This window comes from Pseudomonas reidholzensis (genome assembly GCF_900536025.1).
GTDB lineage: Bacteria > Pseudomonadota > Gammaproteobacteria > Pseudomonadales > Pseudomonadaceae > Aquipseudomonas > Aquipseudomonas reidholzensis.
Map to the genome: position 1 here is coordinate 206678 of NZ_UNOZ01000002.1, position 15618 is coordinate 222295.

General features: G+C 64.5%; 16 protein-coding genes. 5 read left to right on the plus strand and 11 right to left on the minus strand.

Annotation, left to right across the window (positions count from 1 at the left end; all coding sequences use genetic code 11):
- Position 1 precedes the first annotated feature (1 nt).
- The 4 genes from CCOS865_RS01095 to exbB form a co-directional block, all read right to left on the minus strand.
- A complete protein-coding gene (locus tag CCOS865_RS01095) occupies positions 2 to 928 on the minus strand; it encodes a hydrogen peroxide-inducible genes activator (RefSeq protein WP_119137150.1) in 927 nt (308 codons plus the stop codon).
- 93 nt (positions 929 to 1021) lie between these two features.
- A complete protein-coding gene (locus CCOS865_RS01100) occupies positions 1022 to 1756 on the minus strand; it encodes an energy transducer TonB (RefSeq protein WP_119137151.1) in 735 nt (244 codons plus the stop codon).
- The gene (gene exbD / locus CCOS865_RS01105; RefSeq protein WP_119137152.1) at positions 1753 to 2181 is read right to left on the minus strand and encodes a TonB system transport protein ExbD; all 429 of its coding nucleotides are present in this window, start codon (positions 2179 to 2181) and stop codon (positions 1753 to 1755) included. Before exbD ends, CCOS865_RS01100 begins: the two co-directional genes overlap by 4 nt.
- Positions 2182 to 2184: 3 nt before the next feature.
- The gene (exbB, locus tag CCOS865_RS01110) at positions 2185 to 3162 is read right to left on the minus strand and encodes a tonB-system energizer ExbB (protein ID WP_119137153.1); all 978 of its coding nucleotides are present in this window, start codon (positions 3160 to 3162) and stop codon (positions 2185 to 2187) included.
- 189 nt (positions 3163 to 3351) lie between these two features.
- Between exbB and CCOS865_RS01115 the strand changes: the two genes are divergently transcribed.
- Positions 3352 to 4206 (plus strand): NAD-dependent epimerase/dehydratase family protein, encoded by an 855-nt coding sequence (locus CCOS865_RS01115; RefSeq protein ID WP_119137154.1) that lies wholly within the window; start codon positions 3352 to 3354, stop codon positions 4204 to 4206.
- 73 nt (positions 4207 to 4279) lie between these two features.
- Here the strand turns inward: CCOS865_RS01115 and CCOS865_RS01120 are convergent, their stop codons facing one another.
- The 5 genes from CCOS865_RS01120 to CCOS865_RS01140 all read right to left on the minus strand — a co-directional run bounded on the left by CCOS865_RS01120 (position 4280) and on the right by CCOS865_RS01140 (position 8948).
- Positions 4280 to 5011 carry a hypothetical protein gene (locus tag CCOS865_RS01120; protein WP_119137155.1) on the minus strand — a complete coding sequence of 244 codons (732 nt, stop codon included), beginning with the start codon at positions 5009 to 5011 and terminating at the stop codon, positions 4280 to 4282.
- Positions 5012 to 5070: 59 nt separating this feature from the next.
- A complete protein-coding gene (locus CCOS865_RS01125; protein WP_119137156.1) occupies positions 5071 to 5451 on the minus strand; it encodes a RidA family protein in 381 nt (126 codons plus the stop codon).
- 23 nt (positions 5452 to 5474) lie between these two features.
- Complete coding sequence (spoT, locus tag CCOS865_RS01130; RefSeq protein WP_119137157.1) at positions 5475 to 7583, minus strand: bifunctional GTP diphosphokinase/guanosine-3',5'-bis pyrophosphate 3'-pyrophosphohydrolase; 2109 nt, start codon at positions 7581 to 7583, stop codon at positions 5475 to 5477.
- A gap of 59 nt (positions 7584 to 7642) precedes the next feature.
- Positions 7643 to 7906 (minus strand): DNA-directed RNA polymerase subunit omega, encoded by a 264-nt coding sequence (gene rpoZ, locus CCOS865_RS01135; RefSeq protein WP_101322874.1) that lies wholly within the window; start codon positions 7904 to 7906, stop codon positions 7643 to 7645.
- A gap of 166 nt (positions 7907 to 8072) precedes the next feature.
- A complete protein-coding gene (locus tag CCOS865_RS01140; protein WP_119137158.1) occupies positions 8073 to 8948 on the minus strand; it encodes a LysR family transcriptional regulator in 876 nt (291 codons plus the stop codon).
- A 209-nt stretch (positions 8949 to 9157) separates the two neighbouring features.
- Here CCOS865_RS01140 and CCOS865_RS01145 point away from each other — a divergent pair, with 209 nt between their 5' ends.
- The 3 genes from CCOS865_RS01145 (at position 9158) to CCOS865_RS01155 (ending at position 12979) form a co-directional block, all read left to right on the plus strand.
- Positions 9158 to 10540 (plus strand): glutamine synthetase family protein, encoded by a 1383-nt coding sequence (locus CCOS865_RS01145; RefSeq protein WP_119137159.1) that lies wholly within the window; start codon positions 9158 to 9160, stop codon positions 10538 to 10540.
- Positions 10541 to 10544: 4 nt separating this feature from the next.
- A complete protein-coding gene (locus tag CCOS865_RS01150; RefSeq protein ID WP_119137160.1) occupies positions 10545 to 11318 on the plus strand; it encodes a gamma-glutamyl-gamma-aminobutyrate hydrolase family protein in 774 nt (257 codons plus the stop codon).
- Between the two features lie 113 nt (positions 11319 to 11431).
- On the plus strand, positions 11432 to 12979 hold the full coding sequence (locus CCOS865_RS01155; protein WP_119137161.1) for an APC family permease: 1548 nt from the start codon (positions 11432 to 11434) through the stop codon (positions 12977 to 12979).
- A 151-nt stretch (positions 12980 to 13130) separates the two neighbouring features.
- On the opposite strand, the gene gmk is transcribed toward CCOS865_RS01155, so the two are convergent.
- Positions 13131 to 13751 (minus strand): guanylate kinase, encoded by a 621-nt coding sequence (gene gmk, locus CCOS865_RS01160; protein WP_119137162.1) that lies wholly within the window; start codon positions 13749 to 13751, stop codon positions 13131 to 13133.
- Between the two features lie 13 nt (positions 13752 to 13764).
- The gene (locus tag CCOS865_RS01165) at positions 13765 to 14628 is read right to left on the minus strand and encodes a YicC/YloC family endoribonuclease (protein ID WP_119137163.1); all 864 of its coding nucleotides are present in this window, start codon (positions 14626 to 14628) and stop codon (positions 13765 to 13767) included.
- A gap of 243 nt (positions 14629 to 14871) precedes the next feature.
- Here CCOS865_RS01165 and rph point away from each other — a divergent pair, with 243 nt between their 5' ends.
- The gene (gene rph, locus CCOS865_RS01170; protein WP_119137164.1) at positions 14872 to 15594 is read left to right on the plus strand and encodes a ribonuclease PH; all 723 of its coding nucleotides are present in this window, start codon (positions 14872 to 14874) and stop codon (positions 15592 to 15594) included.
- Positions 15595 to 15618 lie beyond the last annotated feature (24 nt).

The following is a 15618-nucleotide window of genomic DNA, read 5'->3' on the forward strand; positions in this document are numbered from 1 at the left end:
GTCAGGCCGGTTGTTCCGCGGGAGCTTTGACGACCGAGCACAGGCGAATCGAATCGGCGAGGATCTCGATCGCCTTGGGCCGCGGGAAGCTGGCACGCCAGGCGATGGCCACGGTGCGGAACGGCGCTGGCGGGGTCAGTGGGCGCACTTCGATCACGCCCGGGGCGTAATGGTGGCTGTGCACGGCCGACAGCGGCAGGATCGAGATGCCCAGGCCGGAGGCGACCATGTGGCGGATGGTTTCCAGCGAGCTGGACTCGACCGTGGTGTGCTTGGAGCCGTCGCCACCCTTGTTCAGGGTCGGGCACGCCTCCAGCACCTGGTCGCGGAAGCAGTGGCCTTCGCCCAGCAGCAGCAGGCTCTTGTCGTTGAGCAGGGCGGTGTCGATGGTCTTCTTGGCGGTCCAGGCGTGGTCCGCCGGCATCAACGCACAGAACGGCTCGTCGTACAGCGGCAGGGTCAGCACGTCGGCCTCGTTGAACGGCAGGGCGATGATCACCGCGTCCAGTTCGCCGTTGCGCAGTTTTTCGCGCAGTACGTGGGTGAAGTTCTCTTCGATGTACAGCGGCATCTGCGGGGCGACCCGGTGCAGCTGTGGGATCAGGTGGGGGAACAGGTAAGGACCGACGGTATAGATGGCGCCGACCTTGAGTGGCGCGGTCAGCTGGTTTTTTCCGGCCTGGGCCAGCTCACGAATGCCTTGCGCCTGCTCGAGGACCTTCTGCGCCTGGGCCACGATGCTTTCGCCGACCGGGGTCAGGCGCACCGCGCTCTTGCTGCGCTCGAAGATCAACACGCCAAGCTCGTCCTCGAGTTTCTTCACACCGACCGACAGGGTCGGCTGGCTGACATGGCAACGCTCGGCGGCGTGGCCGAAGTGCTGCTCCTGGGCGAGTGTGACGATGTAGCGTAATTCTGTGAGGGTCATAACGTGCGTCCATGAAGTTGCGGCCCCAGCATAGCGGCTGCAAACGATAGACGCACGTTATCAGACTTGCCGTTTTGTGACAGAAGCAAAGTGTCAGCGCTTGTCCAACGAGTAGACAAAGGGTGCTACCACTTCGATCGTGCCATTGTTGAGCAGTTCTGCCGGCGGCTTGGGTACGGTCCCTGCGCGTCGGATCATTTCCATGGTCGCGCGGTCCAGCGCTGCACTGCCCGAACCACCGGCCATCGAGAACGACAGCACCTTGCCTTCGGCGTCGACTACGAAACGCAGTCGGTTGATACCCTGCAGGCCACGACGACGGGCGTCTTCCGGATAGCGCTTGAACTTCGCCAGGTGGCGCAACAAGTCGCTCTGCCAGGTCGGCAAGGCGTTGCTATTGGACGAGATGCTCGGTGCCGGTGCCGCCGATTTCTGCGCAGGCGCAGTGCTCGGTGGGGTGTCGACGACGTCTTCCTTGGTCGGTTGTTCATCCTTCACCGGCTCAGGCTTTTTCTCGGGCTTGGGCGGCTGCGGCTTGGCCTTCGGCTTGGGCGGCTTGGGGATGGCGATTTTCGGTTTCGGTGCCTCGACCAGCTTGGGCAGAGGCGGTTCTTCGACTTCTACCGGTGGCTTGGGTGCGGCTTTTGGAGGGGGTGGCGGCGCTGGCTCAGGGAGCGGTGCCAGTTCGACCATCATGGCTGCCGGCGGCAGCTCGATGGCTTGGGGCACCGACCAGTTGAGCGTCAGCAGCACGGCGACGGCATGGAGACCCAGCACGATCGCCAAGCTGCCGCTGTAACGCGCCAGATTGTGCCGCGTCTTCGTCATTTCTTGGCTGCCGTCTCAAGACCTACCAGACCGACCTTGAGGTAGCCGGCCGCGCGCATGGTGTTCATCACTTCCATCAGGTCGCCATAATCCACGCCTTTGTCGGCCTGGAAGAAGATGGTGGTTTCCTTGTCGCCCTTGGTCTTGGCGTCGAGCATCGCGCCAAGCTGGTCGGGCTGTGCAACCTGATCGTCGCCGACGTACAGCTTCTGGTCGGCCTTGACGCTGACGAACACCGGTTTCTCGGGCCTCGGCGCCGGTTTGGCGGTCGAGGCCGGCAGGTCGACCTTGATGTCGACAGTGGCCAGGGGAGCCGCGACCATGAAGATGATCAGCAGCACCAACATCACGTCGATGAACGGCGTAACGTTGATTTCGTGGTTTTCGGCGAGGTCGTCGCCACCTTCGTTCAGATGCAGGCCCATGGCTTACCCCACTTTCACCATGTGCGGGGCGGCGCGCTCGCTGCCCTGGTGGTCGAGGTCACGGCTGACCAGCAGCAGGACCTGCGCCGACGCGTCGGACACCTGTGCCTTGTAGCCGGCGATGGAGCGGGCGAAGACGTTGTAGATGACCACGGCCGGGATTGCCGCAACCAGGCCCAGGGCGGTGGCCAGCAGGGCTTCGGCGATGCCGGGGGCAACGACCGCGAGGTTGGTGGTCTGGGTCTTGGCGATACCGATGAAGCTGTTCATGATGCCCCACACGGTACCGAACAGACCGACGAACGGTGCGGTGGAACCGATGGTGGCCAGCACGCCGGTGCCGTTGCTCATGTTACGACCGCTGGCGGCAACCAGGCGCTCGAGGCGGAACGCCACACGCTCCTTGATGCCTTCTTTTTCGCGGGCATTGGCCGACAGGCGCATCTCTTCGAGGGCGTCGTGGACCAGGGTGTGGGCCAGGGTGCCTTCCTTGTTGGAGACCTCGGCGGCTTCCTTGAGGCTGGCGACCTTCTTCAGCACGGCGACTTCGCCACGCAGGCGGCGCTTGGCGCCCAGCAGCTCGAAGCCCTTGGCGATCCAGATGGTCCAGGTGATGATCGAGGCGATGGCCAGGCCGATCATGACGATCTTCACGATGATGTCGGCGTTCTTGTACATGCCCCATGGGGACAGGTCGTGGGCCATGCCCAGTGACGTGTCTTCAACCAGTGCTTCGACGTTCTCGCCAGCAGGGACCGTGCGTTCGGCCGCAGGGGCCGCGCCGGCTTCGACGGCAGCGGGTGCAGCTGCCGGAGCGGCGGCATCAGCGGGGGCCGAGGCGGCTGCCGGGGTGCTGGCAGCGGGAGCGACAGGCTCATCTGCCATGGCGGCAGGGGCCAGTACCAGGCTGAACATCAGCGCGGCAATGGCGCGCCATGCGCGCGATGTGGTTGGCGAAGCGGAAGGTTGAATACGAGTCATGCTGGCCGGACCTGATGAAGAATAAGCGTTGACGTTCACCACGGCCTCGAGGCGGCCGAGAACAGATTGGCGGCCATTATTGCAAGTAATTCTTGTTAACAAAAGCAATACGCTCGGTTTTTTTCACCTTTGTCTAGCCGCTGATCGTGTAGTCCGGCTAGCCTGACCCTTTGGAAATGGAGATGGGTAATGTCGGATTTATCGGCTTTGATCGTTGGTTGCGGGGATGTCGGCGGCCGTCTGGCCCAGCAGTTGCTGGCCATTGGTTGGCAGGTCGCTGGCCTGCGGCGGTCGGTCGGGCAGTTGCCTGCGGGTGTCGATCCGATCGCGGCCGACCTGGCCGACGCTTGCATACCCGCCGCCTGGCCGACCCGCGCGCCGGACTACCTGGTGTACTGCGTGGCCGCCAGCCAGCATGACGAAGCGGGCTATCAGGCGGCCTATGTCGATGGGCTGCGCAATGTGCTGAGCTGGCTGCAGGCGCGCGGTCAGCAACCGCGGCGGTTGCTGTTCGTGTCCAGCAGCAGCGTGTTTGCCCAGCAGCACGGCGAATGGGTCGACGAAACGGCGGCCACCGAGCCTGCCGGTTACTCGGGGCGGATCATGCTCGAAGCCGAGCGCGTGGCCCTGGCCAGTGGTATCCCGGCCAGCCTGGTGCGTCTGACCGGGATCTACGGGCCGGGCCGCGAATGGCTGCTGAGCCAGGTGCGTCAAGGCTATCGCGTTGCCGAACAGCCGCCGCTCTATGGCAACCGAATTCATGCCGAGGATGCTGCGGGTTTGTTGGCGTATCTGCTGCAGGCGGATGCGCGGGGAGTGGCGTTGGAGGATTGCTATATTGGCGTCGACGACGCCCCGGCGCCGCTGGCCGACGTGGTCGCCTGGCTGCGCGAATACATGGGCGTTACCGAGTGGTCGGACGAGCAGCGGGTGCGTCGCACCGGCAGCAAGCGCTGCAGCAATGCGCGGGCGCAGGCACTGGGCTGGGCGCCGCAGTATCCGAGCTATAAAGAGGGGTATGCGGCGATTCTGCAGGGGCGCTGAGGGTTGTCAGTGCCGGCCTCTTCGCGGGTAGATCGCATCGGCGAAGAGGCCAACAAAAATCCCTCGCGCAGGCTCAGCTACGCTCGAGCAGCCACTGCCGTGCACCCGGCGCCAGCTGCGGCATCTCATCGGCCTGGGCACGATTGACCGCCTGGAAGATCTCCAGCCGATCACCGTCACGCTTGAACACGAACGGCGCGCCGCGCTGGTTACGCTCCAGCCACAAGGTGTCGTTGGCGCCGCCCATGTTGGCGCAGTCGCCCGTCAAGCACAGCGCGTAACGGTCAGGCCCGGGCAGGCCGCTGACGCTGCCGTTGTCGGCAAAGCGCACAACGGCGCCTTGACCCTGGCCTTCGACGATCTTCCAGTCGCCCTTCAGGTAGCTCTGGTACAGCGCCTTCTCGAAGCTGCTGCCCAGCGGCGCATCGGCCGAAGCCGGTGGGCTGCTTTTGACGAAGGTCTGCTGTTGGCCGGCCTGGCCGGTGACATTCAGTTCGTCACCGTCCAGCTCCAGCTGTTCGACCTGGCCGCCCTCGAAGCTGGCCTGCCAGTGTTTCTCGGCAGCGCTGAGGTTGCCGTCGGCCGCTTCAAAGCCATTGCTGTAGCTGGCGTGCTGGCGGCTGACGTCGAGCTTCCACTCGAACACCGGGCCATGCGCGGCCAGCGCCTGGCGCAGGCTGCCACCTTTGGCGGCGGCATCGATGGCGGCCTGGTTGATCCAGGTGCCGTTGTAATCTTCGGGTTTGTGGCTGGCGCAACCGCCCAGGAACAGGGCTGCCAGCGCGAGAGGCAGGGCATGACGCATGGTGGGAAACCTTGGGGCTGAGAGGGTGACAGGCAGGGCGCCCGTCACCCGCGGCATCATTATTCGATGACCAGAATGGCGTCCATTTCGACCTGGGCGCCCTTGGGCAGCGCGGCAACGCCGATGGCGGCGCGGGCCGGGTAGGGCTGTTCGAAGTAACGGCCCATGACCTCGTTGACCTTGGCGAAGTGGCTCAGGTCGGTGAGGAAGATGTTCAGCTTGACGATGTCCTTGAACGAACCGCCCGCAGCCTCGGCCACCGACTTGAGGTTCTCGAACACCTGCACGGTCTGGGCTTCGAAGCCTTCGACCAGCTCCATGGTCTTCGGATCCAGCGGGATCTGGCCAGACATGTAGACAGTGTTACCGGCCTTGATCGCCTGGGAGTAGGTACCGATGGCGGCGGGGGCCTTGTCGCTGTTGATGACGGTCTTGGTCATGATGACTCCTTGCGGTTGACGGACTACGCACGCATGCGGGTGATGCGAACCACGCCGGTCAGGGTGCGCAACTTCTTGATCACACGGGCCAGGTGCACGCGGTCGTGCACGCTGACCACCAGCTGGACCACGCTGATACGGCCGTCGCGTTCGTCCATGCTGATCTTCTCGATGTTGCCGTCGGCGGCATTAACGCTGCTGGCCAGCAGGGCGATCAGGCCGCGCTGGTGCTCAAGCTCGACACGCAGCTCGACGTTGAACTCGCCAGTGACGTCCTTGGCCCAGGAGAGTTGCAGGCACTTCTCCGGGTTGTGGCGGATTTCACTGATGTTGCGGCAGTCTTCCAGGTGCACGACCATGCCTTTGCCCGCCGACAGGTGGCCGACGATCGGGTCGCCAGGGATCGGCGTGCAGCATTTCGCGTAGCTGAGCACCAGGCCTTCGGTACCGCGGATCGCCAGCGGGCCTTCTGCGCTCGGCAACTGCTCGCCCTCGGCGGACAGCAGGCGGCGGGCGACCACGTAGGCCATGCGGTTGCCCAGGCCGATGTCTTCGAGCAGGTCTTCAATGACCTCCAGGCGATACTCGGCGAGGATCGGCTGGATACGCTCCTGGGAAATCTTCTCCAGACTGCTGTCGAAGCCGGTCAGGACCTTGTTCAGCAGGCGCTCGCCGAGGCTGATCGACTCGGAGCGGCGTTGCTGCTTGAGGGCGTGGCGGATGTGCGTACGCGCCTTGCCGGTGACCACGAAGTTGAGCCAGGCCGGGTTCGGTCGCGCGCCCGGGGCGCTGACGATTTCAACCGTCGACCCGCTTTGCAGCGGCTCGGACAACGGCGCCAGGCGGCGGTTGATGCGGCAGGCGATGCAGCTGTTGCCGACGTCGGTGTGCACCGCGTAGGCGAAGTCGACCGCGGTGGAGCCTTTGGGCAGCTCCATGATCCGGCCTTTCGGGGTAAAGACGTAGACCTCGTCCGGGAACAGGTCGATCTTCACGCTCTCGATGAATTCCAGCGAGTTGCCGGCACGCTGCTGCAGCTCGAGGATGCCCTTGACCCACTGGCGGGCGCGGGCATGGCTGCCCTTGGGCTGATCATCGTCGTTGGACTTGTACAGCCAGTGCGCGGCGATGCCGTTGTTGGCCATCTCTTCCATCTCGCGGGTGCGGATCTGGATTTCGATGGGCACGCCATGCATGCCGAACAGCGTGGTGTGCAACGACTGGTAGCCGTTGGCCTTGGGGATCGCGATGTAATCCTTGAAGCGCCCCGGCAGCGGCTTGTACAGGTTGTGCACGGCGCCGAGCACGCGGTAGCAGGTGTCGACCTTGTCGACGATGATGCGAAACGCATACACGTCCATGATCTCGTTGAAGGCGCGACGCTTGCCGCGCATCTTCTTGTAGATGCCATAGAGGTGTTTCTGGCGGCCGCTGACTTCGCCTTCGATGCCGTCGCTGGACAGGCAGTTGGCCAGCGACTGCTCGATCTTGGCGACGATCTCCTTGCGGTTGCCGCGGGCGCGCTTGACCGCCTGGTGGATGCGCGACGAGCGCATCGGGTGCATCGCCTTGAAGCCGAGGTCTTCGAACTCCACGCGCACCGTGTGCATGCCGAGGCGGTTGGCGATCGGGGCGTAGATCTCGAGGGTTTCCTTGGCGATGCGCCGGCGTTTTTCGCCGGACAGCACTTCCAGGGTGCGCATGTTGTGCAGGCGGTCGGCCAGCTTGACCAGGATCACGCGGATGTCCCGGGCCATGGCCATGGCCATCTTCTGGAAGTTCTCGGCCTGCGCCTCGGCCTTGGTCTCGAAGTTCATCTGGGTCAGCTTGCTGACCCCGTCGACCAGCTCGGCGACCGTCTCGCCAAACTGCTGGCTGAGGGCTTCCTTGGCGATGCCGGTGTCTTCGATCACGTCGTGCAGCATGGCCGCCATCAGGCTCTGATGGTCCATGTGCATGTCGGCGAGGATGCCGGCGACTGCCAGCGGATGAGTCACGTAGGGTTCGCCACTGCGGCGGCGTTGCCCATCGTGCGCCTGTTCGGCGTAGAAGTAGGCTCGGCGGACCAGGTTGACCTGTTCCGGGCCGAGGTAGGTCGACAGCCGTTCGGCTAGGGTATCTATGCTCGGCATGGGTATGCCTCCTGCCGAGGAAGAAGTCCTGTTGCCAAGCAACGTCGACCGGGCATCAATCAGACAGCCTCGTTGGACTCGTCCTCGAATGCGGCGAACACCGGATCCTCAGTGACGATCTCTTCGGCGGCGAGGAACTCGTTGGTGATGATGCCTTCGGCGATTTCGCGCAGGGCGACGACGGTAGGCTTGTCGTTTTCCCATGCCACGCGGGGTTCTTTACCACCGGTGGCCAGCTGACGGGCGCGCTTGGTGGAGAGCATGACCAGCTCAAAACGGTTATCCACGTGTTCCAGGCAGTCTTCAACAGTTACGCGGGCCATGGTCTTCCTCAGTAGCAATGCGGTAGGCGTACAGCCCAGAATGGGCAGGCGGACTGTGTAGTTTAAAAAATCACCAGCCAATAGGGAAGGACTGATTTGGCAGAGCCCGCGCCGTTCAGCTGACGATAACGGCTCGGGGGGCTCTGGCACAACCGTTGTCGGCGCCTTAACGCAACATTGCGCCGCGCAGATGTGGGGTCAGCTCCTCGAACAAGGTCTGCACCGAGCGCAGCGCGCGGCAGTCTGGGCGGGTCAGCAGCCACAGCTGGGTATCGCAGCCGGGCAGCGCTGGGCTCAGCGCCTCGACGTCGGGCAGGTCATGCACCATGTAGTCGGGCAGCGCCGCCACGCCCAGGCCGGTGCTGACCAGCTGGGCGATGGTCGACATGCCGCTGCACTGGTACCGCGGGATCAGCCCTGGGTGCTGCTGGTTGCGCCAGACCACCGTGGGGTGGTCCTGCATCGAGTCGTCCGGGGCGATCCATGGCACGCTGCTGGCCGACTCGGCGAGGCGCTCGCGCAGGCTCGGGTGGCCGCAGATGACGTACGAGGTCGACCCCAGGCAGCGCCCGACCAGGTGCTCCGGCGGCGTGTTGGTCAGGCGCAGGGCGATGTCGGCGTCGCGGCGGCTGAGGTTGGCGAAGGTGTTCGAGGTGCCCAGCTCCAGCGACAACGCCGGATAGTTCGGCATGAACGTCGCCAGCGCCGGCAACAACAGGCTGTGCAGCACCGCCTCGGTACAGGTCAGGCGCACCGTGCCGCTGACCACCTGCTCACCGCTGGTCAGGGCAATCCGTGCCGCCTCCAGCGCCAGCTCGGCGCGTTCGGCCTGCTCGGCCAGGGCCTGGGCGGTGTCGGTGGGCAGGTAACCCTTGCGGCTTTTGACGAACAGCGCGGTGCCGAGCGCCGACTCCAGGCGTCGAATCGAGCGGAACACCGTCGAAACGTCGACCTTGAGCAACTCGGCGGCCTTGGCCAGCGACCGACCGCGCTCCAGGGCGAGGACCAGGGAAAGGTCGGCATGGGTGATCTGATATTGCATTGGTGCACGCTCTGCTTGCCGAAATGCCAATGTCTGTTGCGTTGGGGCCATTTTATAGTGAAACGGCCTGCGGGAATCAATGCACCCCGTCGGGCCAGACAATCCCCACGATGGGACCGTGAAAAAAACAACAGCAGCCACCATCGTCGCCCGTGAGGCGCCTGCCGTACCCCTCCACATCGCCGCTCCAAATCATAGGATGTACAGCCATGACGTCGGTCACCCCGTGCGCCAGTTCTTCCAGCGAAGTGAATGACTTTCTCAAGGCCCATCCGGATATCCAGTATGTCGACCTGCTGATCTCCGACATGAACGGTGTGGTCCGCGGCAAGCGCATCGAGCGCGCCAGCCTGCACAAGGTCTACGAGCGCGGCATCAACCTGCCGGCGTCGTTGTTTGCCCTCGACATCAACGGCTCGACCGTCGAGAGCACCGGCCTTGGCCTGGACATCGGCGATGCCGACCGGGTCTGTTACCCGATCCCCGGTACCCTCTGCTACGAGCCCTGGCAGAAGCGCCCGACCGCGCAGCTGCTGATGACCATGCACGAGCTCGAAGGCCAGCCGTTTTTCGCCGACCCGCGTGAAGTGCTGCGCCAGGTGGTGAGCAAGTTCGACGATTTGGGCCTGGATATCTGCGCCGCGTTCGAGCTGGAGTTCTACCTGATCGACCAGGACAACCTCAACGGTCGTCCGCAGCCGCCGCGTTCGCCGATCTCCGGCAAGCGCCCGCACTCGACCCAGGTGTACCTGATCGACGACCTCGACGAATACGCCGACTGCCTGCAGGACATGCTCGAGGCGGCCAAGGAGCAGGGCATCCCGGCCGACGCCATCGTCAAGGAAAGCGCCCCGGCGCAGTTCGAGGTCAACCTGCACCACGTCGCCGACCCGCTGAAGGCCTGCGACTACGCGATCCTGCTCAAGCGCCTGATCAAGAACGTCGCCTACGACCATGAGATGGACACCACGTTCATGGCCAAGCCCTACCCGGGCCAGGCGGGCAACGGCCTGCACGTGCACATCTCGCTGCTCGACAAGAAGACCGGCAAGAACATCTTCACCAGCGAAGACCCGCTCGACAGCGAGCCGCTGCGTCATGCGATCGCCGGCGTGCTGGAAACCCTGCCGGCCTCGATGGCCTTCCTCTGCCCCAACGTCAACTCGTACCGCCGTTTCGGCGCTCAGTTCTACGTGCCCAATGCGCCGAGCTGGGGCCTGGACAACCGCACCGTCGCCGTCCGTGTGCCGACCGGCAGCAGCGATGCCGTGCGTATCGAGCACCGCGTGGCCGGTGCCGACGCCAACCCGTACCTGATGATGGCGTCGATCCTGGCCGGCATTCACCACGGCCTGGTCAACCGACTCGAGCCGGGTGAGCCGATCGAAGGCAATTCGTACGAGCAGCTCGAGCAGAGCCTGCCGAACAACCTGCGCGACGCCTTGCGCGCGCTGGATGACAGCGAAGTTCTCAACCAATACATCAGCCCGGACTACATCGACATCTTCGTCGCCTGCAAGGAAAGCGAGCAGGCCGAGTTCGAAGTGTCGATCTCCGACCTCGAGTACAACTGGTACCTGCACACGGTGTAAGCCCATGAGCGCAAATGCGGTCCCTCTGATCGGTGTCAGCGCCTGCCGCCAGCAGGTCGGCAAGAACGCCTCGCACACGGTCGGCGACAAGTATGTGGAGGCGGCCGGCTTTGCCGGGACCCCGCTGATTCTCCCGGCCCGCGACGTCGCCAGCGACCCGCGGGCGTTGCTGGCGATCCTCGACGGGATTGTTTTTACCGGTTCGCCTTCAAATGTCGAGCCGCATCATTACAATGGCGCCGCCAGCGCCGAAGGCACGCGCCACGACCCGGCGCGTGACCGCCTGACCTTGCCGCTGCTGCAGGCGGCGATTGCCGCCGGCGTACCGGTGCTGTGCATCTGCCGTGGTTTCCAGGAATTGAACGTAGCCCTGGGTGGCAGCCTGCACCAGCGCGTGCAGGACCTGCCCGGCTACCTGGACCACCGCGAACCGGAGGACGCACCCCTGGAGGTGCAATACGGCCCTCGACACCCTGTGCGCATTGAAGCGGGCGGGATGTTCGAGCGCCTTGGCCTGGCTGAGCAGTTCGAGGTCAACTCGCTGCACAGCCAGGGTATCGACCGTTTGGCCCCAGGCCTGCGTGTCGAGGCAAAGGCACCGGATGGCCTGATTGAAGCGGTGTCGCTGCGCGATGCACCGGGCTTTGTGCTCGGCGTGCAATGGCACCCGGAATGGCGTTTCGCCGAAAACCCGGTCTCCCTGCGCCTGTTTCAGGCGTTTCGCGAGGCCTGCATCGCCCACGCTGCTCGGCAGGGTTCGCGCCAGGAGGCAGTCTGAAGTCAGCCGAAGGTCTCGGATGACGCACCGCCAAGCAGCAGCATTCAATGAGTGAAAACGGGCCCTCCACCGACGGCCTGTGAAAACAATACCAATATCAACGGCGAATACTCATGAGCGTAAAGACTGAAACCGGCCGCCCACCCGATGCGGCGGCCGAGACAGGCAACAGCGGCGCGCGCGTCAGCAAAGGCTTGGCCAAAGGCCGCCTGGGTCTGCTGGCCAGCGTGGTGCTGGGCATTTCCACCATCGCCCCGGTGTATACCCTGACCGGCGCCCTCGGGCCGACCGTGCGTGAGGTCGGCGCGCACTTGCCGGCGGTGTTCATCGTCGGCTTCCTGCCGATGCTGCTGGTTGCCCTGGGTTACCGCGAGCTGAATGCCGCAGAGCCGGACAGCGGCACCTCGTTTACCTGGTCGGCGCGGGCATTTGGGCCGATGATCGGCTGGATCGGCGGCTGGGGGCTGGTGGTTGCCACGACCATCGTGCTGTCCAACCTGGCCGGCGTGGCGGTGGACTTCTTCTACCTGTTTCTTGGCCAGATCACCGGCGATCAGTCGCTGGCGGCGCTGGCCGACAACCTGGTGATCAACATCGTCACCTGTTGCGCGTTCATCGCCCTGGCGGTGTGGATCTGCTGTCGCGGCATGGGCACGACGATGACGGTGCAGTATGGCCTGGTGGCCTTGCAGCTGCTGGTGCTGATCGGCTTTGCCTTTGCCGCGTTCAGCGAGACCACCGCGCCGCCGCCGCTGGCCTTCGACCTGGCCTGGTTCAACCCGTTCGGGGTCGAGTCGTTCTCGGCGTTTGCCGCGGGCTTGTCGCTGTCGATCTTCATTTTCTGGGGTTGGGACGTGTGCCTGACGGTCAGCGAGGAGTCGATTGGCAGTGAAGAGGTGCCCGGCAAGGCCGCCACCTGGACGGTGCTGCTGATCCTTTGCCTGTACCTGCTGACCGCCATCGCCACCCTGCAGTTCGCCGGGATCAGTGATGTGGGCCTGGGCCTCGGTAACCCGCGGATTCAAGAGAACGTGTTCGCCCACCTGGCCGGTCCGGTGATGGGCCCGCTGGCGATCCTGATGTCCATCGCGGTGCTGGCCAGCACCGCGGCGTCGTTGCAGTCGACCTTCGTATCGCCTGCGCGCACCTTGCTGGCGATGGGGTATTACGGCGCCGTGCCGCAGCGGTTCGCCAAGGTCTGCCCGCGTTCGCAGACCCCGCGTTACGCGACGATCTGCGCTGGCATCGCTGCGGCGCTGTTCTACGTGACCATGCGCACCCTCAGCGAGAACGTATTGGCCGACACCATCACCGCGTTGGGGATGATGATCTGCTTCTACTATTCGCTGACCGCCTTTGCCTGCGTCTGGTACTTCCGCCACAGCCTGTTCGCCAGCCTGCGGCACTTCTTCATGCGCGGCGTGTGCCCGTTGCTGGGCGGGGCGATCCTGTCGGTGATCTTCGTGCGCACGGCAATCGACAGCGCCTCGCCGGACTTTGGCAGCGGCTCGCATGTCGGTGGGCTGGGGCTGGTGTTCGTGATTGCGGCGATCATCTCGCTGCTGGGGATCTGCCTGATGCTGCTGTCGCGGCTGCGCCTGCCGGCGTTCTTCCTTGGCGCGACCCTGCAGCAGCAGGCCAAGCTGCAGTTGCAGGAATAGCGGCTGGGGGCGCTTTGCGCCCCTTTCCGACCGGTCCGGCGCCCCGGCAAGGCCGCTCCCACAGGAGACCTCGTCCAGCTCAAGACTGGCGCTGTTACTGTGGGAGCGGCCTTGTGTCGCGAAAGGGCCTCGAAGAGGCCCCGGCAATCGATCAGCCGACCAATTGCTTGAGCAGCGCCCCATGGCGCTGTTGCTGTTTGGCCAACAGCAGGCGATTGGCGCGGAACACCGCCTTGATGTCTTCCAGTGCGACAGCGAAATCATCATTGATGATCACGTACTCGTACTCGGCGTAGTGCTCCATCTCGCTGACCGCTTCGCGCATACGCCCTTCGATGATCGCCTCGCTGTCCTGGCCACGCCCGGTCAGGCGCTCGCGCAGGGCTTCCTGGCTTGGCGGCAGGATGAAGATCGACAATGCCTCAGGCATCAGCTTGCGCACCTGCTGTGCACCCTGCCAGTCGATTTCCAGGATCAGGTCGATGCCCTGGTCCAGCGTCTGCTGCAAGGCGCTGCGCGACGTGCCGTAATAATTGCCGAACACTTCTGCGTGCTCGAGGAAATCACCTTTCTCGATCAGCGCCTTGAACGCGTCGTGATCGACGAAGTGATAGTTCACGCCGTCCTGCTCGCCCGGACGCATGGCCCGGGTGGTGTGCGAAACCGAGACACGGATGTGTTTGTCGGCCTCGGTCAACGCCGTGACCAGGCTGGTCTTGCCGGCGCCAGACGGGGCCGAAACGATATAAAGGGTGCCGCTGCTGTGATTCATGGTCGGGGTGGCCTTACTCGATGTTCTGTACTTGTTCGCGCATCTGTTCGATCAGCACCTTGAGGTTGACCGCCGCTTGCGTACTGCGTGGGTCGAACGCCTTGGAGCCGAGGGTGTTGGCTTCGCGGTTGAGTTCCTGCATGAGGAAATCCAGGCGCCGACCGGCAGCGCCACCGGACTTGAGTACCCGGCGCACTTCGATGATATGGGTGTTGAGGCGATCCAGCTCTTCGGCGACGTCGCTCTTCTGCGCCAGCAGCACCATCTCCTGCTCCAGGCGCTGCGGGTCGAGTTCGGCCTGCATGTCGTGGAAGCGGTCGAGGATCTTCTGCCGCTGGGCGGCCAGCATCTGCGGCACCAGAGCGCGCAGGGTGACGACCTCGGTGGCCATGTTGTCCAGGCGCTCGTTGATCAGCCGGGCCAGTTCCTGGCCTTCACGCTGGCGACCGGCCTTGAGCTCCTGCAGCGCCTCGTCGAACAGCGCCAGCGCTTGCGCATTGAGCGCCTGCGGGTCACTTGCATCGGCCACCAGCACGCCGGGCCATGCCAGCACTTCCAGCGGGTTGAGCGGGGCCGGCTGCTTGATCAGGCTGGCCACCGTCTCGGCGGCGGCGACCAGCTGCGCGGCGCGCTCGCGGTCGACCTGCAGCGCCTTGCCGGTGCTGTCTTCGTTGAGGCGCAGGGTGCATTCCACCTTGCCCCGCGACACGCCCTGGCGCAGGCCTTCGCGCACCGCGCCTTCAAGGTCGCGCAGGGCTTCTGGCAGGCGCAGGTGCGGCTCCAGGTAACGGTGGTTGACCGAGCGCAGCTCCCAGACCAGGGTGCCTTGGCTGCCGGCGCGCTCGACACGAGCAAAAGCGGTCATGCTGTGCACCATGGGGGACGACCTCGCATATAGATGGGTGAACGGGGCAAGCCTTTCGGCTGCAAGGCGCAGGATTGTAGCGCAGTGCGGCCCTGGCGCCCAACTTGGCCCGGGCAGCCGCCCATGTTACAGACAGCCCCCAACGTGGGTGGGAAAAGGCGACAGGCTGCCGGGGCGGCGACAATAGGCGTGTCCTCGCCGGGCTGCCGGCTCTATAATGCTCGGCAGATTCAAGTCCCAGTACAGGTATCCCAGATGAAACGTCCAAGTGGTCGCGCCGCCGATCAGCTCCGCTCGATCCGCATCACCCGCAACTACACCAAGCACGCCGAGGGGTCGGTACTGGTCGAGTTCGGTGACACCAAAGTCATCTGCACGGTCAGCGTCGAAAATGGTGTTCCCCGCTTCCTCAAAGGCCAGGGCCAAGGTTGGCTGACCGCCGAATACGGCATGCTGCCGCGTTCCACCGGTGAGCGTAACCAGCGCGAAGCCAGCCGTGGCAAGCAGGGCGGCCGCACCCTGGAAATCCAGCGCCTGATCGGCCGCGCCCTGCGCGCCGCGCTGGACATGAAAAAGCTCGGTGAGATCACCCTGTACGTCGACTGCGACGTGATCCAGGCCGACGGCGGCACCCGTACCGCGTCGATCACCGGCGCCATGGTCGCTCTGGTCGATGCCCTGCGCGTGATCAAGAAGCGTGGCGGCCTCAAGGGCGGCGACCCGCTCAAGCACATGATCGCTGCCGTGTCGGTGGGCATGTACCAGGGCGAAGCCGTACTCGACCTGGACTACCCGGAAGACTCCGCCGCCGAGACCGACCTCAACGTGGTGATGACCAGCGCCGGTGGGTTCATCGAAGTGCAGGGCACCGCCGAAGGCGCGCCGTTCCAGCCGGAAGACTTCAACGCCATGCTGGCGCTGGCGCAAAAAGGCATGAACGAGATCTACGAACTGCAGAACGCCGCCCTGGCCGACTGACAGCGTTGGTAGACACAAAAAAAG